The sequence below is a fragment of the Cupriavidus sp. OV096 genome, assembly GCF_900115455.1.
Taxonomy (GTDB): Bacteria; Pseudomonadota; Gammaproteobacteria; order Burkholderiales; family Burkholderiaceae; genus Cupriavidus.
The window spans coordinates 183488-203156 of the sequence record NZ_FOWM01000007.1 but is presented as its reverse complement, the minus strand read 5'-3'; the positions used below and the strand labels follow the sequence as shown (position 1 = coordinate 203156).

The window sequence follows — 19669 nt, the reverse complement described above, 5'->3', positions numbered from 1 at the left end:
CATGGAATCCCTCACGCCCGGCTCCGAAGCCGCTCTCGATTTCCCCGCCCTGCTGCGCTACTGGCGCGGCAAGCGCGGTTACAGCCAGCTCGCGCTGTCGCTCGCGGCCGGTGTATCGCAGCGCCATATCAGTTTTCTGGAGTCGGGCCGGGCGCGGCCCAGTCGCGAGATGGTGCTGGCGCTGGCAGACCGCCTCGCCGTGCCGCTGCGGCAGCGGAACCGCTTGCTGCTGGCGAGCGGCTTCGCGCCGGCCTATAGCGAACACGCGCTGGCGGCGCCGCCCTTGCACATGGTGCGGCAGGCCATTGCGCTGATCCTGAGCAAGCAGGAGCCCTATCCCGCCGTGGTGCTGGACCGGTTCTGGAATCTGGTGGACGCCAACACCGCGTACCGGCGCATGTTCGGCACGCTGCTGGCGGGGCGCCGGCCCGCTTCGCTCGATGAGGACGGCCGGCGCATCAACCTGATGCTGACCGTGTTCGACCCGGACGGCCTCTGGCCGATGATCGAGAACGCGCAGCAGGTGGGCCGCTACCTCGTGCGCCGGGTCTGGCAGGCGTTGCAGGCGCAGGCGCACGATGAGGTGGCGCGTGAGATGTTTCGCCGCATCGCCGCATGGCATCCAGACATGGTGGGGCCCGGCGGCGAGCTGCTGGCGGATGAGGATGACCCCGAGGCGGACGGCGCGCCGCCGCCGGTCTTGCCCGTGATCGTCCAGGCTGGACGGTTCCGCGCGTCGCTGTTCTCCACCCTGACCACGCTGGGCATTCCGCAGGACGTCACGCTGGAAGAGTTGCGCATCGAGTGCTTCTTCCCGGCCGACGAGGCCACCCGCGACCTGTTTGAGTCCCTGGCCGGCACTCCCGCGCCCGAGCGCGCGCTCGAGTCGTAGTTCAGCCAGAATCGCACGCTCGTGCTAACATCGCCGGGCCGTTGTGGCAGTGCGGAAAACGCCTGCCGCCACGGCGTCGTTACGTCTTCAGGGCGGGGTGAAAGTCCCCACCGGCGGTATGTTGCCAGCGTCGTGCATCGATGACGCGAGGCAGCGAGCCCGCGAGCGCCCGCATTCCCGTGCGGGGTCAGCAGACCTGGTGAGAGGCCAGGGCCGACGGTCAGAGTCCGGATGAAAGAAGATGGGCGAAAATCCGCAAGCCGGCCTTGCGCGCGTGGACACGTCCGCCCGCGCGGCGGAGCGTCGTCGTATTTTTGCGGGTTTTCGCTGATCCACCCTGAAACGCCCACTGATCCCTATATATGGAGCGTTTCAATGCTGCACCACACCGAAGTCAATCTCCCGAACGTTAATTCTGGCGCCAACCTTGCCATCGCCGATGCCGATCCGCGCCCGCTGGCCGAGCGCATCGCGCACGCGCTCGAGGCCATGCGTGAGGGCCGTCCCGTCGTGCTGCTCGATGACGACGACCGCGAGAACGAGGCGGACCTGATCCTGTCCGCCGAGCGCCTGACTACGGCCAATATGGCGATGATGATCCGCGAATGCAGCGGCATCGTCTGCCTGTGCCTGACCGAGACCAAGGTCCGCGAACTCGGCCTGCGCCCGATGGTGGAGAACAACCTCAGCCAATACGGCACCGCCTTCACCGTCTCCATCGAGGCGCGCGAGGGCGTGACCACTGGCGTGAGCGCCGCCGACCGCATCACCACCATCCGCGCGGCCATTGCCGAGGATGCCGGCACGGACGCCGTGGTCAGCCCCGGCCACGTGTTCCCGCTCGTGGCCCGCGACGGCGGCGTGCTGGTGCGGCGCGGCCATACCGAAGGTTCGGTGGACCTCGCGCGGATGGCGGGACTGTCGCCGGCGGCGGTGCTCTGCGAGCTGATGAATCCGGACGGCACCATGGCGCGCCGCCCCGAGGCGCTGGCGTTTGCCGAGATGTACCAGTTGCCGGTGCTGACCATCGAAGACCTCGCCGCCTGGCGTGAAATCAACGGCTGAGGGAGCCCGGAAGGGCGCCTCAGGCGCCTTCGGCCCGGCGCGATGACGCAATCTGATGCAGTTTCATCGCGCCAAACGGGCGAATAGGCAGCCTCGCTGTGCGACAATGCGGGCTGCTTTTTTCCCGTCATGACGAGGGCTTCCCGATGTCTGTTCGCGCGTTCCTCCCGCATTTTTCGCGATTTCCCCGATTTCTCGCACGCCTGACCGTCCTGGCCGGCGCGTGCTTCTGCCTGACCGCCCACGCCGGCGGGCAGGCCGATCCCGCCCCGCCGGACCCCCAACGCTGGGTGCCGATGGTGGGCGCCACCGGCATGACCTCCTACTTCGATCAGACTGCCGTGCGCCGTCGCGGCCCCGAGGTGGGCGTCGTGCTGATGCATAACGCCCCAACGGGCGGCGTGATCCGCACCGCCAGCGGCGACGCCATCCGCTCGTCGCTGAAGCGGATGGTGCTGAATTGCGCCACGTCGATGTTCGCGGTGGTGGAGCAGACCCTCTACAGCAAGCGCTACGCGCGCGGCGAATCGCTATATACGATCCGCGCCCCGCAGACGGGCATGCCCCAGCCGATTGCCTCCGGCACCCTCGCCGGGGAGCTGATGAGCCGGCTCTGCCGCTGAGGCCAACCGCCACGGGCTAAGGCCGCTCGTCAATAGCGGTCCCGTTTTCCGCCGCGACACGCTATGCTTCGCCTCACGTCCACACGAGGGGGCAGGCATGGCGCACGCATGGCGGCAGGTGGCATGGTTCTGGCTGACGACTATTGGACTGGTCGGCATCTTCTGTGGATGGGTGCACGCGGCGTCAGCGCCGGCCGCACCATCCTCTCCTCCGGCGGCCGCCACGGCCGCAGCCCAGTCCACGCCCGTGGAACTGCGGCTGATGAACCGGCCCGTCGCCACCCTGCGCGGCACCCTGGGCGGCGCCGGCCCCGCCACCCGCGCCGAGCGGGCCGAAACCACGTTCGACAACCTGAGCGAGTCAGAGCTGGGGCTGCCACTGAGCCAGTTGAGCGGCACGCTCGGCGATGTCAGCGGCGTGGCCTTCCGCCTTGGCGACCGCGTGCTCTTCGCCCTGGTCGAGGGCGATCTCGATCCTACCGATGGCCTGACGATCGAAGTGGCAGCCGCCCAGACGCGCGCGCGGCTCCAGGCCGTTATCGACGCCCGCCGGGCCCAGCTCTACTGGCCTAACCTGCTGCGCGGGGCCTTGTTGTCGCTGGGCAGCCTGGCGCTGATGGTCGGGTTGATCTGGGGCATTGGCCGCGCCCGCAGCCGCATGCGCGGCGCACTGCAACACGCGCTGGACGTTCATCTGCAACAGCGCAGCGGCAGCCAGTTCGACTGGACCGGCGCGGTCTACCAGCTCGTCAGCCGCATCGTCCAGATCCTGGCGGTGGGCTCGGTCATCGCGCTGGGCTTCCTCTGGCTCCAGTTCGCGCTCGAGCAGTTTCCGCTGACCGAACCGCTCGGCGACCGCATGGGCGCCTTCTTCCTTGGCCTGCTGCGGCATATCGGCGTGTCGATCGTGGAGTCGATCCCGGGGCTGGTCACGGTGGTGGTCATCCTGCTGATCACCCGCGCGATCCAGCGGCTGGTCGGCAATATCTTTGTCGCCGTGCAGAAGGGGCAGATCACGGTGCCGGGCATGCACCCGGAAACGGCCGGCGCCACGCGGCGGCTGGCCAGCGTGCTGGTCTGGGCGCTCGGGTTCACCTTCGCCTATCCCTATATCCCCGGCTCTCAGAGCGACGTGTTCAAGGGCCTGTCCGTGCTGATCGGCTTCATGATCACGCTGGGCTCGGCCAATATCGTCAACCAGATCATGAGCGGGATGGTGGTGGTCTATTCGCGCGCGCTGCGCCGGGGGGACATGGTCAGCATTGGCGATACGGTGGGCACGGTGATCGGGCTGGACGCGCTGTCGGTCAAGGTCGTCAACCTGCGCAACGAGGAGGTGACGCTGCCGAACGCAGTGGTGGTGGGCAGCGCCATCCACAACTTCTCGCGCCATGGCGCCACGCGCGACCCTGGCACCGCCGAGCAGGGCGCGATGGTGTCCACTTCGGTCACCATCGGCTATGACACGCCGTGGCGGCAGGTCCACGCAATGCTGCTGGAAGCCGCCGCCCACGCCACCCACGTGGTGGCGGCGCCCACGCCGTTCGTGCTCCAGCGCGGGCTATCGGATTTCTACGTCGAATATGAGCTGTTCACGGCGATCGACAATCCGCGCAATCGCTTTTTTGCGCTGTCGGCACTGCACGCGGCCATCCAGGATGTGTTCAACACCCACGGCGTGCAGATCATGTCGCCCCATTTCATCGACCAGCCGGGCCAGAGCGTGGTGGTACCGCAGGCCCGCTGGTTCGAGGCGCCGGGCCATGCCGAGGTGGACCCGGCCGCGCACCCGCATCGCCGGGCCACGCGGCCGTGAGTGCAACCTCGGCCAGCTTCGGACTTACTCCGCCACGTGGCGGGCCTTCCAGGCGCCGTTGGACTGCTTGCAGAACCAGCCCGACCACGCTTCGGTGGCGCTGCCGCGCTGCAGTTCGGACTTCAGGCGCCGGCACTTTTGGCCCTTGTCTTCCTTGGTGGTGACGGGCGTGATGGTGCCGAGGATGGCGGCGCGCTTGCCGGCGCCCGGGTAGTTCCAGGTCACGCTTTCGTTGTCGGGGCCGCCGTCGAGGATCTTGCGCACGGTCTGTTGCAGCGAGGCGGCTTCCTTCTGGTTCAGCGTGCCGATGATGCTGCCGGACAGGTAGTTGTCGAAGTAGGCGAGGGCGGGCTGGGCGGTGCCAAGCAGCAGGGCGCAGCCAAGGCTGGCGGCAAGCGCCAGTCGAAGATGGGAACGGCGAAGGGTACCCCGGGCGTGCATGACGATTCCTCGTGAGAATGGATGACGAGGCGATTGTAAGCGCGCCCACGCCGCTTGGGGGCATCGCGATGCTTCCCGAGACACTTGGCGCCCCGGTGCGGCGCAGCATCGCCTCCGCCGCAGTGCGGTTTGACACCGTGCCGCCGCTGACCTAGCGTGGATTGCCATGTGTCCGCGCAGCCATCCGGGCGCGGCACGGTCATGGGCCGGACGCTGGGGCGAACCCTGCCCATATGCCGGAAACGCTTGTCCCAAGCGGCTTTGGAGCTACCGCTTGAACATTTTGTTGCAAACGTTGCGCCAGCGAAACGTGACTTTTAAGTCTCGAATTGTTATGGTTTCGCATCGCAATGCAACAAATCCGTTACGGACCGGTCGATACCGATCCCGACTGAATCGGATCCGACGCCTGGTCCGTCTCTTGCTCTGGAGACCTGCGGCCGACAGTCGGACGCACGCTGAAACGTCTGTTGAACACTTTCGATCCGCGCCGACGTGCCGGGTCGCCATCCATCCATTTTCCGGCCTTCATGACCGCAACCACCTCGCCGTTCCGCCCCATCCACGCCCCGACCGATGCGCCCGCGCGCCGCTTATCCGGGATGCTGGGAGGGCTGGGACGCTGGCTGGGGGGCGGGGTGCTGGCCGTGGCGGCGCTGTCCGCGCATGCGTTCGACTTCGAGACCGTGGCCGCCAAGGCGCGCCAGCTCTCGGGCGCGCCCTACAAGCCGGCGCCGCAGAACCTGCCCGCCGAGCTGAAGGACCTGAGCTACGAGCGCTATCGCGAAATCGAATACAAACCGGAGCGCTTCGCATGGCGCGGCGCGCGACTGCCGTTCGAGATTTCGTTCTACCACGAGGGCATGGTGTTCGATCAGCCCGTGCGCATCAACGAGGTGGTGGGCAACAGCGTGCGCGAGTTCCGCTTCGACCCGGGCGCGTTCAACTACGGCTCGCACAAGGTGGATGCGGCCAAGCTCAAGGGACTCGGCTTTGCCGGCTTCCGCCTGCTATACCCGCTGAACCAGGGCAAGCGCAAGGATGAACTGGCCTCGTTCCTGGGCGCCAGCTACTTCCGCGCGCTGGGCAAGGACCAGTGGTATGGCCTGTCGGCCCGCGGGCTGGCTGTGGACACGGCACTGAATTCGGGCGAGGAATTTCCGCGTTTCGTCGAATACTGGATCGAGCGGCCGTCCGCCAACGACAAGCAGGTGACGATCTACGCGCTGATGGATTCGCGCCGCATGAGCGGGGCGTACCGCTTCGTGATCAAGCCGGGCAACGAGACGGTGATGGAAGTGAAGTCGCGCCTGTTCCTGCGCGAAAACGTGACCAAGCTCGGTCTGGCCCCGCTGACCAGCATGTACCTGTATGGCGAAAACCAGCCGACCGCCAATGCGGACTTCCGACCCGAGGTGCATGACTCGGACGGCCTGTCCGTGCAACTGGGTACCGGGGAGTGGGTCTGGCGCCCGCTGGTCAATCCCAAGCGGCTGCTGGTGACGTCGTTCGCGGCGACCAACCCGCAGGGCTACGGCCTGATGCAGCGCGACCGCACGTTCGACAATTACCAGGAGCTGGGCGCGTGGTACGAGCGCCGGCCAAGCGGCTGGGTGGAGCCCAAGGGCAACTGGGGCTCGGGCCGTGTGGAGCTGGTGCAGATTCCGACGCCGGACGAGACCAACGACAACATCGTGGCCTTCTGGGTGCCGGACAACCCGCCCAAGCCCAAGCAGGCCTTCGACTATGAATACCGCCTGAAATGGCAGAAGGATGGCGAGAACCTGCCGCCGCTGTCGTGGGTCACGCAGACCCGGCGCGGCCAGGGGCTGACCCGCAAGCAGGACGACACGAGTTTCTCGCTGACCGTGGATTTCGAAGGCCCGGCCTTCAAGAAGCTGGCCGAGGATGCGCGGCTGGACCCCGTGATCTCGGCGGACGCCAACGGCGAACTGCTGAAGACCTCGGTCCGCCGCAACGAAGCCACGGGCGGCTGGCGCATGACGCTGTTCATGCGCCGCAAGGACGAGACAAAGCCGGTTGAGTTGCGCGGCTATCTTCGCAACGGCAATACAACCCTATCCGAGACATGGAGCTACATCATTCCCCCCGGCTAAAGCATCGCCCGGCCCAGGCGGCAGCATGCGAGCGCTATGTCGACCGCCTGCCTGCCTCGCCCGAGCTGCGCAGCGAACTGCTGGCCGACACCCCCATGCCGCCGGTGACCTCCGTGCCCGCCGAGGGCATCGAGGTGCCTTCCGCAATGATCGAACTGCAGACCCGCCTGGCCCGCCGCGACCCCAAGGAGCGCGAGGGCGATGAGGCCGCTGTCACCGCCACGCCCGGCGGTCCGACCTACGCCTCGGTGCCGCGCCGCCTGACGATGGCCTACGGCAATCCGCAGGTGGACGGCGAGCCGCTGCTGCAGCGCCGCGACGATGGCACCGTGCGCGTGGATACCGGGCCGAAGCCCGAGCGCGCGTCGATGGTGCCGCGCCAGTGGCCACCCCATGTGGTGAGCGGCTGGCTGCGCAATACCTGGCGCAAGATGATGGGCCGCCCGCCCGTGCCCGAGACCTGGGACACCCTGCACGATGGCCCCGACGCCGAGGGCAAGTGGCATCCCGCCGGCTCGCATCGCCGCTGGTTCCTGCTGGGGCTGGTGGTTGCCCAGACCACGGTGGCCACGTACTTCATGGCCAAGGTGCTGCCGTACCACGGCGCCGATCCGCTCGAAGTGGCCATCCTGGCCCTGTTCGCGATCCTGTTCTCGTGGGTGTCCGCCGGGTTCTGGACGGCGATGATGGGCTTCCTGGTGCTGGCCAAGGGCGGCGACCGCCATCTGATCTCGCGCAGCGCCGCGCCGGACGCGCCAATCGATCCATCCGCCCGCACGGCGGTGATCATGCCGATTGCCAACGAGGACGTGACACGCGTCTTCGCCGGGCTGCGGGCGACGTATGAGTCGCTCGAACGTTCGGGCGACCTCGCCCACTTCGATTTCTTCGTCCTCTCTGACAGCGGCAACCCCGACCTGCGCACCGCCGAGCACGATGCCTGGATGGAAATCTGCCGCGCCGTGGGCGGCTTCGGCCGTATCTTCTACCGCTGGCGCCGCCATCGCGTGAAGCGCAAGACCGGCAACGTGGCCGACTTCTGCCGCCGCTGGGGCAGCAAGTATCGCTACATGATCGTGCTCGACGCCGACAGCGTGATGAGCGGCGAATGCCTGGGCACGCTGACGCGCCTGATGGAAGCCAACCCCGGCGCCGGGATCATCCAGACCGCGCCGCTGGCGGTGGGACGGGACACGCTCTATGCGCGGGTGCAGCAATTCTCGACGCGCGTCTACGGCCCGCTGTTCACGGCCGGCCTGCATTACTGGCAGCTCGGTGAGTCCCACTACTGGGGCCACAACGCGATCATCCGCATCAAGCCGTTCATGGAGCATTGCGCGCTGGCGCCGTTGCCGGGCAAGGGGCCGCTGTCGGGCGAGATCCTGTCGCACGACTTCGTCGAAGCCGCGCTGATGCGCCGGGCAGGGTGGGGCGTGTGGATTGCCTACGACCTGCCGGGCTCGTTCGAGGAACTGCCGCCGAACCTGCTGGATGAGGTGAAGCGCGACCGCCGCTGGTGCCAGGGCAACCTGATGAACTTCCGGCTCTGGATGAAGCAGGGTTTCCACATGGTGCACCGCGCCGTGTTCCTGACCGGGATCATGGCCTACCTGTCGGCGCCGCTCTGGTTCCTGTTCCTGCTGCTGTCCACCGCCGCGCTGGCCAAGCACGCGCTGGTGCCGCCCGAGTACTTCACGCAGCAATACCAGCTGTTCCCGACCTGGCCCGAGTGGCACCCGGAGAAGGCGCTCGCGCTGTTCTCGGCCACGGCCACGCTGCTGTTCCTGCCGAAGCTGGCCAGCGTGATCCTGCTGCTCAAGGACGCGCGGCAGTACGGCGGCCCGGTGCGGCTCATCGTCAGCATGCTGCTGGAAATGCTGATGTCGGCGCTGCTGGCACCCACGCGGATGCTGTTCCACACCAAGTTCGTGGTCGCGGCGTACAGCGGCTGGGGCATTTCGTGGAAGTCGCCCCCGCGCGAGGATGCCGAGACCTCCTGGGGTGAGGCGTTCCGCCGCCACGGCTGGCACACGGTGCTGGGCCTGGTCTGGGGCGCGGGCGTGTACTGGCTGAGCCCGGGCTTCATCTGGTGGCTGCTGCCGATTGTCGGTTCGCTGGCGCTCTCGATTCCGCTGTCGGTGCTGCTCTCGCGCGTGACGCTGGGCCGGGCCATGCGCCGCGCCGGGCTGTTCGTGATTCCCGAGGAAGCCAATGTGCCGCGCGAGATCGTGGAAACCCAGCAGCACGTGGAGGCGGCACAGGACGTGCCGGGCTTCGTCGACGCCGTGGTGGACCCGGTGACCAATGCGCTGATGTGCGCCACGGCCACCGCCCGCAAGGTGCAGCCCACGCCCACGCGCCTGCAGCATGGCACGCTGGTGCAGCATGCGCTGACGCATGGTCCGCAATCGCTGTCGGCGGCGCAGAAGCATGTGCTGCTCGGCGATCCGTTCGCACTCTCCAAGCTGCACGAACTGGTCTGGGGCTCGCCCCTGGCCGATGCAGCGTGGAAGGAGACGCGCGTGCTGATGCGCCGCGCCGCCAACGTGCTGCCGCTGCGGCCGCGCGCGGCCTGATCGACGACTCAAGCCGCGCGCAAAGTCAAAACGGCAGGTCAGCCTAGGGAAGGCTGACCTGCCGTTTTTTTCGTCCTGTCGTTTTAAACCGTTGTATCGGGGGAGGGGTGGGTCTTATCTCAGGGCCGACACGCAGATCGGCGCATTGATATAGACATCGCCCACGCGGCGCTCGCCGCGGTCCTTGCGGGTCATGTAGCGGAACATCATGCTGACGCCAAGCTTGGTCAGAATTTCCACGTCGCGGTTGGCGCAGATGTTACGTTGCAGCGGCGCGGCGTAGTTGACCTCGAAGCTGGCCAGGTCAAGCATCGGCCCGCGATAGTTGGTCAACTCCAGCTGGAAGAGCACATGCTTGCCCGGCACCGACTGGCAGCGGCGCAGGCGCGTCTCGCCATCGATCTCGATCGGCAGGGCATCGTTGAGCTGGCGGCAGGCGCGGGCCAGCACGCCGTCGGGGCGGCTGGTGTTGCGGAGCAGTTCGGGAACGCCGGCGCCGCCGGTGTTCTGCCCGGTGGCGGCACCCTTGAGCATGCGCGACAAGGCGTCGGCTTCATCCACCACAGGCACGGGAGCGGGTGCCGGCGCGGAAGCCGTGACCGGCGCCCTGACCGGCGCGGCCCACGCGGGCAACGGCGGCAGGGTTGCCAGGGCAACCAGGCTCAGCGAAACAATAATCGGCGTTTGTCGTATGGTCATGCGGGCTAGCGTTGCCGGGGACGGCTCCCGTGACCCGTCTCCCGCTGTGCGTCCGACTACGCGGTCGGCGCAACATCCGTGCCGACAGGCAGGCATTGTACCCTCCACCCCCGTGCATGCGAAAGCCACGCCACACCGAAAGCACGCTTTGTAACCTGTGCAACAATTGCGCCTTGTCTTCGGAACCGTTTCATGACTGCCAGCCCTCGCGCCTCCACATCTGCTCCACGTTTTCCCCTCTGGCTGTTGATCTGCGCGTCGCTGACCGCGTTGGCGCCCCTGTCCATCGACATGTATCTGCCGAGCTTTCCGGCGCTCGCGGCAGACCTCCACACCGAGATCGGGCAGGTGCAACTGACGCTGGGCACCTTCCTGGTCGGGCTGGCGATCGGGCAGGCGTTCTATGGTCCGATCAGCGACCGCTACGGCCGCAAGGCGCCTCTCTATATAGGACTGACGCTGTACGGCGCCGCCGCTGCCGGCTGCGCGCTGGCCGGTAGCGTGGAGTCCCTGATGCTGTGGCGCTTCCTGGAGGCGCTTGGCGGCTGCACCGGCCTGGTGGTGTCGCGCGCCGTGATCCGGGACCGGCTCGAGGCCAAGGATTCGGCGCGGGCGTTTTCTTCCCTGATGCTGGTGATGGGCCTCGCGCCGATCCTCGCGCCGCTGATCGGCGGGGCCGTCCTCTCTGCCCTGGGCTGGCGCGCGATTTTCTGGATCCATTGTGGCGCGGCCGTGCTGATCCTTTGGTTCGTTCACGCACGGATGGAGGAGTCGCTCGATCCGGCGCACCGCCGCACGCTGCACCCGGGCACCGTCTTGCGCAACTACTGGGAGCTGCTGCGCGACCGCGAATTCCTGGGCTACTCGCTGGCGGCCGGCTGCGTGCAGGCAGGCATGTTCGCCTATATCGCCGGTTCGCCGTTCGTGCTGATCGAGTTGCATGGCATCGACCCCTCGCACTATGGCTTCGTGTTCGGGGCGAACGCGTTCGGGCTGATCGCGATGTCCCAGATCAATACGCGCCTGGTGCGTGCGCGCTCGCTCGACGCCGTGCTGGGCATGGCCCTGTACGCGCCGCTGCTGGCCGGCCTGATGCTGGCCGTCGCGGCGCTGGCGGGCATGGCCGTGCTGCCGGTGCTGCTGGTCGGCTTCTTCGTCTTTCTGGCGGGTATGGGGTGCATCACGCCGAATGCGTCGGCGCTGGCGTTGGCGCACCAGAGCCATCGCGCGGGCACCGCGTCCGCGCTGATGGGCACGCTGCAGTTCGGATTCGGCACGCTGGCTGGCGCCGCCGTCAGCGTATGGCACGACGGTACCGCGCTGCCACTGGCCGTGGTGATGGCCGTGTGCGGCTGCAGCGCGGTCCTGCTGCGGCGCTACGGGCGGGCCGGCGCGGCCGTGCCCGCCTGATCAGGCGGCCTGGTTGGCGGGCGTCGCCGGCGCCATCGGCATGGCCGGCGCGGGCTGCATGACCACCATCTGCGCCGGCATCGGGGCGGCAAATCCGGCTTGGCCAAAACTCTCGCGAATCACGCGGTTGGTATCGAAATAGACCTGCCAGTAGTGATCGTTATGGCAGTAGGGCCGCACGGCGAGCACCGGGCCGACCAGCGTGAATTCGAGGATCTCCACGTCGACCGGCGGTTCCGCCAGGACGTTGGGAATCGCGCCGATGCGCTCCTTGAGCAGTGCCACGGCGGCCATCGCGTCGGTCGAGCCGGCCAACTGCGCCTTCAGTTCCACGCGCCGGTAGGCATTGGCGGTGAAATTCTGGATGGTGTCCGAGAAGATCTTGTTGTTGCCGACTACGGTCAGCACGTTGTCCGGCGTGTCGAGCGTGGTGGCGAACAGGCCGATCTCCCTGACTGTGCCGGTCACGCCGCCGATGGTCACGAAATCGCCCACCTTGAACGGCCGCAGCACCACGAGGAAGGCGCCGGCCGCGAAATTCGCCATCAGCCCCGACCACGCCATGCCGATGGCCACGCCAGCCGCCGCAATCAGCGCCGCGAAGGTGGTGGTCTGGATGCCGAAGTAGCCGAGGATACCGATCACCAGCACCACGTTGAGGGTGACGGTGACGATGGAGCCGACGTAGCGCAGCAGCGTGGGGTCCACCTTCTGCCGGGCCAGCGAGTTCTGGACCAGCCGGACGACGAAATGGATCAGCCAGCGGCCGATCACCCAGAAGGCCAGCGCGGCCAGGATCTTGACGCCGAACACGGTGGCGTAACCGACGATCAACTCGCGAAAGCTCTGCAACGAAGAGGTATCCATGGGGCATGCTCCTGTTAGGCAAGGGCATTATTGGCCTCGTCGCGGGCAAGTTCAAGTTAATAATTTCGCGAAAATCCGCCGTTCGATATGCGCAAATAACAAAGCGGCCGGAACGCTGTCCGGCCGCTTTCTCCCAGTCCCAACAAGGGTGGATTACCAGTTGGTCTCGCGCTCCGGGGTGGCCGAAATGCGGTGCAGGGTCAGGTCCGCGCCATTGAACTCGGCTTCGGCATCCAGTCGTATTCCGACGAATTTCTTCAGTGCACCGTAGACTACCGTGCCGCCCACCAGCGCGATGACGATGCCGAGCGCCGTGCCGATCAGCTGCGCGACCAGCGACACCCCGCCCATGCCGCCGAGCGCATGGGTGCCGAAGATGCCCGCCGCGATGCCGCCCCAGGCGCCGCACAAGCCGTGCAGCGGCCAGACGCCCAGCACGTCATCGATATGCCACTTGTTCTGGGCCAGCGTAAACAAATAGACGAACAGCGCGCCGGCCACCGCGCCGGTGATCAGCGCGCCGAGCGGATGCATGAGGTCCGAGCCGGCGCACACGGCCACCAGCCCGGCCAGCGGGCCGTTGTAGGCGAAGCCGGGGTCGTTGCGGCCGGCCCACCACGCCGCCAGCGTGCCGCCGGCCATCGCCATCAGCGAATTGATGGCCACCAGGCCGCTGATCTTGTCCACGGTCTGGGCGCTCATCACATTGAAGCCGAACCAGCCCACCGCCAGCACCCAGGCGCCGAGCGCCAGGAAGGGGATGTTCGAGGGCGGATGCGCGCTGATGCGGCCGTCCTTCGAGTACCGGCCGCGCCGGGCGCCCAGCAGCAACACGGCGGGCAGGGCGATCCAGCCGCCCACGGCATGCACGACGACCGAGCCTGCGAAATCGTGAAACGGCGAGCCTGCAACCGAGGCGATCCAGTCCTGGATGCCGAAGCGGTTGTTCCAGGCGATACCTTCGAAGAACGGGTAGACAAAACCTACCAGGATGAAGGTGGCGACCAGTTGCGGATTGAATCGCGAGCGCTCCGCAATGCCTCCCGAAATAATCGCCGGAATGGCCGCCGCAAATGTGGCGAGGAAGAAGAATTTCACCAGTTCATATCCGCTCTTTTGTGCCAGGACTTCGGCACCGGACATGAATTGCACCCCGTACGCCACCGTATAACCGACAAAAAAGTAAGCAATCGTGGAAACGGCAAAATCAACAAGGATTTTCACCAGTGCATTCACCTGGTTTTTCTTGCGCACCGTGCCGAGTTCCAGGAATGCAAATCCCGCGTGCATGGCGAGTACCAGGATGGCGCCGAGCAGGATGAACATCGCATCGGCGCCCGTTTTCCAGTTTTCCATTGCTACCTCAATGCTCAAAATGGGAGCACGAGTATGCAAAATCCGTTCCAGACAGCGATGCAAAATGGGGAAAATAGCGCCGAGGCGGTGCGTGGCGCACTGGTGTGGCGTTTCCGGGCGAGTTGTCGGATCAACTATTGCGCGCAGCGGCTGCGCCGCCGTACGAGCCACGCCTCATTATGGATCGCCATGCGCCAAAAGCGGGCGTATAGCGCGCGCGGTGCGATCCAGAATGGTGCGTCCTCGCCCGGGGGGAGGCCGACGAAGCGCGGCCCCGTGCATGTGCGCCGCACGATACGTGTCGGGCTGAAAAAGTGACGATTCCATTTGGGGAAAAGAGGGGTAAAACCCCCGCTAAGTCTTGCCAGAGAACGTTTTCCGGCCGTTTTCGTTGCTTCGGTGCCACTGGGGATTGCCCAAGGCGCAAAGGGCAGATTAGACTGCGCCGATCGGTAATTTGCCGGCAGGCAGATGTCCGGTGACGACGACCAACAAGGGAAATCTAGCCATGAATAAAGGTGAACTGGTATCGGCCATCGCCGCGGAAGCAGAACTCAGCAACGCCGCCGCCGAGCGCGCGCTGAACGCCGCGCTGGACAGTATCAAAAAGGCAGTGGCCAAGGGGGACTCGGTCACCCTGGTGGGGTTTGGTAGCTTCAGCTCGGGCAAGCGTGCTGCCCGTACCGGCCGCAATCCGCGCACCGGCGAAACGATCAAGATCCCGGCCGCCAAGACGGTGAAGTTTTCCGCCGGCCAGGGTTTCAAGGACGCCGTGAACAAGAAGAAGTAAGCAAGTTCGCGTTCTTGAAAGTAAGGAAAGCGGCCTTCGGGGCCGCTTTTCTTTTTGGGCCATGATGTCCACGCGCGGATTTGCCCATTGGCGCGCCTCGTCGGGTTACACTGCCCGCGCCTCAGGCTCGATTTCTGGATTTTCTGCGATGAACGATCTGTCCCACCAGCTTTCCATGACCGTGCTGATGACGCCGGACATGGCCAACTTCTCCGGCAACGTGCACGGGGGCACCATCCTGAAGTACCTGGACATGGTGGCCTACGCCTGCGCCAGCCGCTACGCCGGCCGCTATGTGGTCACGCTGTCAGTGGACCAGGTGATGTTCCGCCAGCCGATCCACGTGGGCGAACTCGTCACCTTCCTGTCTGCCGTGAACTACACCGGCCGCAGCTCGATGGAAATCGGCATCAAGGTGGTGACTGAGAATATTCGCAGCAAGGTGGTACGGCATACCAATAGCTGCTACTTCACGATGGTGGCCGTGGACGACAACGGCGCGCCAGCCGAGGTGCCGCCGCTGCAACCGCGTGACGAGGTGGAGCGCCAGCGCTTTGCCGCCGCCCAGCAGCGCCGCGCGCTGCGCCAGGAAATGGAGCGCCGGCACGACGAGATCAAGGGTTCGGCGGACTGACCATGGCGAACATCCGCATCGGAATGATGGCCGTCGCCGGCCTGTGGGCGCTCTCCGGCATCACGCAGGCCGAGGAAATCGGCAGCGTCAGCACGAATTTCCGCGTCACCGGCTCCGACAAGGTGGTGATCGAAGCCTATGACGATCCGCAGGTGGACGGCATCACCTGCTACGTCTCGCGGGCGCGCACGGGCGGCATCAAGGGCTCGCTCGGCATGGCCGAAGACCCGCCGGAAGCGTCGATTGCCTGCCGCCAGGTGGGCCCCATCACCTTCAAGGGCCCGGTCAAGGCGCAGGAAGACGTGTTTTCCGAGCGGATGTCGATCCTGTTCAAGACCCTGCACGTGGTGCGTGCGGTGGACCGCAAGCGCAACACGCTGGTCTATCTGACCTACTCCGACCGCATCGTCAGCGGCAGCCCGCAGAACGCGGTGACGGCGGTACCGGTGCCGGCCGGGACACCGATCCCCGTCAAGTAAGCCTCAGCCCCTCAGCAACCTCAGGCTTCAAACAGCTTGCGCAGATTCGATTTCAGAATCTTCCCATTGGGATTGCGCGGCAGCATCTCCCCGCTGACGATAATCCGCACTGGCACCTTGAACGCCGCCAGCTGCTGCCGCACGAAATCCTGCAACTCCGCTTCCGTGGCAGCCATGCCCGGCTTCAGGCTCACCACCGCACCGGGCTCCTCGCCCAGCGTGCGGTGCGGGATGCCGACCAGCGCCGCATCCATGATGGCCGGATGGGCGTACAGCGCGCTTTCCACCTCGATGCAGTAGATGTTCTCGCCGCCGCGGATCAGCATGTCCTTCATCCGGTCGACGATATAGAGGAAGCCGTCCGCATCCAGCCGGGCGATGTCGCCAGTGTGCAGCCAGCCATCGACGAAGGTCTTGGCCGTCGCCTCGGCCTTGTTCCAGTACCCGTGCACCACGTTCGCGCCGCGCACCATCAGCTCGCCGGTCTCCCCCAAGGGCAGCGCGCGCCCGAAGCCATCGTCGATCTTCATCTCGCCGATGGGCAGGGCCGGGCCGCTGCTGTCTGGCCGGAACACGTACTCTTCCGCGCTGTGGCTGGTGAAGGTGGCCGAGGTCTCCGTCATGCCCCAGCCAATGCCGGGAGCCGCGTGTGGAAACACTTCCTTGATGCGCCGCACCAGTTCCGGCGAGGCCGGTGCGCCGCCATAGTTCATGTTCTCCAGCGATGACAGATCGAAGTCGCCGCGCTGGGGATGCTCGATGATCTGCCAGGCGATGGTCGGCACGCCGCCGGCCCCCGTGCAGCGTTCGCGCTCGATCAGCGCCATGGCCTGGAGCGTGTCCCAGCGATGCAGCAGCACGATTTTGCCGCCCGTCGCGAGTGCGCCATTGAGCACTGACATGCAGCCCGTGACATGGAAGAACGGTACCGCCAGCAGCGCCGCCTTCTGCGGGGCGTTCGGATCCGGCTCGGGCACCGGCTCGCCGCGCCGCAGCAGGTTGCGCAGCGGGCTGAACTGGGCCGCCACGGCCACGGAGGTGGCGTTGCGGTGCGAGCCCACGGCGCCCTTTGGCTTGCCGGTAGTGCCCGAGGTGTAGAAGATCGTCGCGTCCTCGTCCGGGTCCAGCGGGATGGCCGGCAACGATTGCGAGGGCAGGCCGTTCCAGGCCGACGACGGGCCGATCACCGATTCGAGCGTAGCGATATGGGCGTCGCCCGTGATTTGAGAAAAGTCGCCGCTCTCCGGCAGTCGCGACACATAGACGCGCTCCAGCGCCGGGCAGGCCGGCAGGTGCTCGAGGATGCGGCCGAGCCGCTCGTTATCGACGATGGCGATCCGGCTGCCCGAATCGGCCAGCCCGTATTCGAGTTCGGCGCCCGTCCACCATGCATTGAGCGGCGTGACGATGGCGCCCGCCAGCAGCGCGCCAAAGAACGCCACCGGCCATTCGGGCAGGTTGCGCATGGCCACGGCAACGCGGTCGCCCTTGCGTACGCCGTCCCGGATCAGCTGGTGCGCCAGCGCCGTGGCGGCCAGTGCGAACGCGCGGTAGCTGACGCGCTCGTCCTCATAGACGACGAAGGTCTTCTCGCCCCAGCCGGCGGCCACCAGGAACAGGTCGCGTAGCGTGGGCGGGGCGTTTTTCCAGACAGTCGTGGGAATGCCACGGATCACGCGCGTCTCGGTTTCGAAGGGCGCGCCGGGCGCGGTCAGGCGGGCGTGGGCTTCGGCGAGGGACATCACCGGCCACGCGGCGGTTTGCTGAGGATGTTGCGACATGACTGCCTCCGGGGCTGCATTGCAGGTGGACGTGCAGAAACGCGAAGGGCGGCAGGGGCCGGAGCCACCGCCGCCCGGGAGGGGGTGGGGTCAGATCGTGACGCCGCCGTCCACGACCATCGCCTGGCCGGTCATGAAGGTGCTGGCGGCCGAGGCCAGGAAGCAGGCGGCGCCGGCAATCTCGACCGGCTCGCCGATGCGGCGCAGCGGGGCGCCCTGGGTCGATTGCTTGTAACGCTCGGGATCTTCCCACAGCGCGCGCGCAAAATCGGTCTTGATCAGACCGGGGGCGATGCAGTTCACGCGCACGTTATGCGGCCCGAACTCCACGGCCAGGTTGCGCGCGAGCTGGAAATCGGCCGCCTTGGAGACGTTGTAGACGCCAATCGTCGGGGAGCCGCGCAGGCCGCCAATCGACGACACGATGATGATTGAGCCCTCGCGGCGTTCGATCATCTGTGGCGCCACCATCTGGATCAGCCAGTGGTTGGAGATGACGTTGTTGTCCAGCACCTTGCGGAACTGGTCGTCCGTCACGCCGCTCATCGGCCCGTAGTACGGGTTCGAGGCGGCGTTGCAGACCAGGACGTCCACCTTGCCGAAGGTGCGGTTGGTCTCGTCCACCAGGTGCTGGAGGTCTTCCTTCGACGAGATATTGGCCGGCACGGCGATGGCGGTACCGGCGCCGTGGCGCGCGTTGATGGCGTCCACCACTTCGGCGCAGGCTTCGGCCTTGCGCGACGAAATGACCACCTTGGCGCCTTGCACGGCCATCTGCTCGGCGATGGCGCGGCCGATGCCGCGCGACGAACCGGTGATGATGGCAACCTTGCCCGACAGATCGAACAATGACATGGTGTCTCCTGAGGATCGCGGCGGTCTTGCCGTCGCTGGATATATGAGGTGCCGGGACATTATGGGGACGCCGCCCCCCTCAGTCCACCCGCAAACCGCCACGCCGGGGGTGGTATCAGCAAACTTTCTGCGGGCAATTCACGCGATGCATGACGCGTGCCGCAGCGTGGAATGCTCTGCCCCTTATATGCCCCTCATGCCTCCTTGTCGGCGGCGAGCACGCGCGGCAGGGTGGCGGCCAGCGCACCGCGCAGCGGCGCGTCCAGGGGGATGCCGAAGCGGTGGATGAGCAGGTCGATGACGGCCTCGGCGTCGTCCAGTTCCTGCTTCTGGACGCTGCCGTCGGCGGCGCGCGCGGCGAACTGGCCGTTGCGAAGCGCCAGGCGCACCCCGTCCACCACCCGCGCCACCATCAGCGTCTGTGTGAACTGGCTGTCTGGATGGGTCGACACGTACCAGTTGCGCGCCACGTAATCGATCTTCGGCTGCGGGGTCAGGTCGAAGCGGTACATCACGCGCCAGTCGTCCGCGCCGGTGCCGTCATCGGACCGGAATTCGAGGTCGTAGGCGTGGAACGCGGTGCTGGCCAACTGCGCCGCCGGCGTGGGCGTCAGCCGGAACGGCACGTCAGGGTTGACCGGCAAGGACAGCGGTAGCGCGCGGTCGAGTGTGGTGCCGCCGAAGCCCACGTCGGCCAGATAGCTCTCGTGGGCCACCTCGACGCGCAGCAGCATGTGGGAGAGCCCGGTGGGCGGATGGTCCGCCGGCAGCCGCCAGCGCACGCGCGCGGCCAGGGGCACCACGGAATACCCGAGCGCCTTGAGCCCGGCGCAGAACAGGGTATTGAGCTCGAAGCAGTAGCCGCCGCGCCCCTGGATGACGAGTTTTTCGAACACGTCCGGCACGTCGATCCGCACGGGTCGGCCCGTGAGCGGATTCAGGTTCTCGAACGGGAGATGGGCGAGCTGGGCTGCGATCAGCGCGTCCAGCGCGGGGAGGTCGGGGCTGGCTGGCGCGGCATCGAGGCCGATCCGCGCCAGCCACGCCGGTAGCTGATCGGGCGAGAGCGGGGAAATTTCATCGACGGGAAGCATGGGGTTCGCTGTCTCCGTGGGGGTCCGATAGCGGCCCGGGTGGCGGTTGGTTTGGCGAGAATGCCAGGCTGCGCCGACGGAATCCGCTTCGTCAGCGGTGGGGTAGACCGAGGCCGGCGCGCCCACTACTATAAGTCCACAACGCCACCGGCACCGATGCCCCACGCATGACAG

The 19669-nt window shown here is 66.7% G+C and carries 17 protein-coding genes and 1 riboswitch; of the genes, 10 read left to right on the top strand and 7 right to left on the bottom strand.

Going from position 1 to position 19669, the window contains the following annotated elements; genetic code table 11:
* Window position 1 precedes the first annotated feature (1 nt).
* The 4 genes from BM115_RS17670 to BM115_RS17655 all read left to right on the top strand — a co-directional run bounded on the left by BM115_RS17670 (window position 2) and on the right by BM115_RS17655 (window position 4396).
* Window positions 2-892 carry a helix-turn-helix domain-containing protein gene (locus tag BM115_RS17670; RefSeq protein WP_092296683.1) on the top strand — a complete coding sequence of 297 codons (891 nt, stop codon included), beginning with the start codon at window positions 2-4 and terminating at the stop codon, window positions 890-892.
* 79 nt (window positions 893-971) lie between these two features.
* A riboswitch (FMN riboswitch) is annotated at window positions 972-1139 on the top strand.
* A gap of 128 nt (window positions 1140-1267) precedes the next feature.
* Window positions 1268-1957, top strand: coding sequence for a 3,4-dihydroxy-2-butanone-4-phosphate synthase (gene ribB / locus BM115_RS17665; protein ID WP_092296680.1), 690 nt, complete (start codon window positions 1268-1270; stop codon window positions 1955-1957).
* 146 nt (window positions 1958-2103) lie between these two features.
* Entirely contained in the window at window positions 2104-2580 is a 477-nt protein-coding gene (locus tag BM115_RS17660; protein ID WP_092296677.1) for a surface-adhesin E family protein, read from the top strand.
* Between the two features lie 97 nt (window positions 2581-2677).
* Window positions 2678-4396, top strand: a complete 1719-nt coding sequence (locus BM115_RS17655) for a mechanosensitive ion channel family protein (protein WP_092296674.1) — start codon at window positions 2678-2680, stop codon at window positions 4394-4396.
* A 24-nt stretch (window positions 4397-4420) separates the two neighbouring features.
* Here BM115_RS17655 and BM115_RS17650 read toward each other — a convergent pair whose 3' ends face one another.
* Complete coding sequence (locus tag BM115_RS17650; RefSeq protein WP_092296671.1) at window positions 4421-4837, bottom strand: RT0821/Lpp0805 family surface protein; 417 nt, start codon at window positions 4835-4837, stop codon at window positions 4421-4423.
* Window positions 4838-5439: 602 nt separating this feature from the next.
* Between BM115_RS17650 and BM115_RS17645 the strand changes: the two genes are divergently transcribed.
* Together BM115_RS17645 and mdoH are read left to right on the top strand one after the other, a co-directional pair.
* A complete protein-coding gene (locus tag BM115_RS17645) occupies window positions 5440-6954 on the top strand; it encodes a glucan biosynthesis protein G (protein WP_177219958.1) in 1515 nt (504 codons plus the stop codon).
* Window positions 6927-9530: a glucans biosynthesis glucosyltransferase MdoH gene (gene mdoH / locus BM115_RS17640; protein ID WP_092296668.1), complete on the top strand. Its 2604-nt coding sequence runs from the start codon at window positions 6927-6929 to the stop codon at window positions 9528-9530. Before BM115_RS17645 ends, mdoH begins: the two co-directional genes overlap by 28 nt.
* Window positions 9531-9644: 114 nt before the next feature.
* Here mdoH and BM115_RS17635 read toward each other — a convergent pair whose 3' ends face one another.
* Window positions 9645-10229 (bottom strand): hypothetical protein, encoded by a 585-nt coding sequence (locus BM115_RS17635; RefSeq protein WP_092296665.1) that lies wholly within the window; start codon window positions 10227-10229, stop codon window positions 9645-9647.
* A 192-nt stretch (window positions 10230-10421) separates the two neighbouring features.
* On the opposite strand from BM115_RS17635, the gene BM115_RS17630 reads away from it, so the two are divergent.
* Window positions 10422-11639 (top strand): Bcr/CflA family multidrug efflux MFS transporter, encoded by a 1218-nt coding sequence (locus BM115_RS17630; protein WP_092296662.1) that lies wholly within the window; start codon window positions 10422-10424, stop codon window positions 11637-11639.
* On the opposite strand, the gene BM115_RS17625 is transcribed toward BM115_RS17630, so the two are convergent.
* Together BM115_RS17625 and BM115_RS17620 are read right to left on the bottom strand one after the other, a co-directional pair.
* Window positions 11640-12506, bottom strand: a complete 867-nt coding sequence (locus tag BM115_RS17625; protein WP_092296659.1) for a mechanosensitive ion channel family protein — start codon at window positions 12504-12506, stop codon at window positions 11640-11642.
* Window positions 12507-12659: 153 nt separating this feature from the next.
* Complete coding sequence (locus BM115_RS17620) at window positions 12660-13862, bottom strand: ammonium transporter (RefSeq protein ID WP_092296656.1); 1203 nt, start codon at window positions 13860-13862, stop codon at window positions 12660-12662.
* A 508-nt stretch (window positions 13863-14370) separates the two neighbouring features.
* On the opposite strand from BM115_RS17620, the gene BM115_RS17615 reads away from it, so the two are divergent.
* From BM115_RS17615 to BM115_RS17605, 3 genes are all read left to right on the top strand, one after another.
* A complete protein-coding gene (locus BM115_RS17615) occupies window positions 14371-14652 on the top strand; it encodes an HU family DNA-binding protein (RefSeq protein ID WP_008651272.1) in 282 nt (93 codons plus the stop codon).
* Window positions 14653-14800: 148 nt separating this feature from the next.
* Window positions 14801-15286: an acyl-CoA thioesterase gene (locus BM115_RS17610; RefSeq protein WP_092296653.1), complete on the top strand. Its 486-nt coding sequence runs from the start codon at window positions 14801-14803 to the stop codon at window positions 15284-15286.
* A gap of 2 nt (window positions 15287-15288) precedes the next feature.
* On the top strand, window positions 15289-15765 hold the full coding sequence (locus tag BM115_RS17605; RefSeq protein ID WP_369823485.1) for a CreA family protein: 477 nt from the start codon (window positions 15289-15291) through the stop codon (window positions 15763-15765).
* A 20-nt stretch (window positions 15766-15785) separates the two neighbouring features.
* Here the strand turns inward: BM115_RS17605 and BM115_RS17600 are convergent, their stop codons facing one another.
* The 3 genes from BM115_RS17600 to BM115_RS17590 all read right to left on the bottom strand — a co-directional run bounded on the left by BM115_RS17600 (window position 15786) and on the right by BM115_RS17590 (window position 19495).
* On the bottom strand, window positions 15786-17546 hold the full coding sequence (locus BM115_RS17600; protein ID WP_092296650.1) for a class I adenylate-forming enzyme family protein: 1761 nt from the start codon (window positions 17544-17546) through the stop codon (window positions 15786-15788).
* Window positions 17547-17636: 90 nt separating this feature from the next.
* Window positions 17637-18401: an SDR family oxidoreductase gene (locus BM115_RS17595; protein ID WP_092296647.1), complete on the bottom strand. Its 765-nt coding sequence runs from the start codon at window positions 18399-18401 to the stop codon at window positions 17637-17639.
* 194 nt (window positions 18402-18595) lie between these two features.
* Window positions 18596-19495 carry an arylamine N-acetyltransferase family protein gene (locus BM115_RS17590; protein WP_092296644.1) on the bottom strand — a complete coding sequence of 300 codons (900 nt, stop codon included), beginning with the start codon at window positions 19493-19495 and terminating at the stop codon, window positions 18596-18598.
* Window positions 19496-19669: the final 174 nt, after the last annotated feature.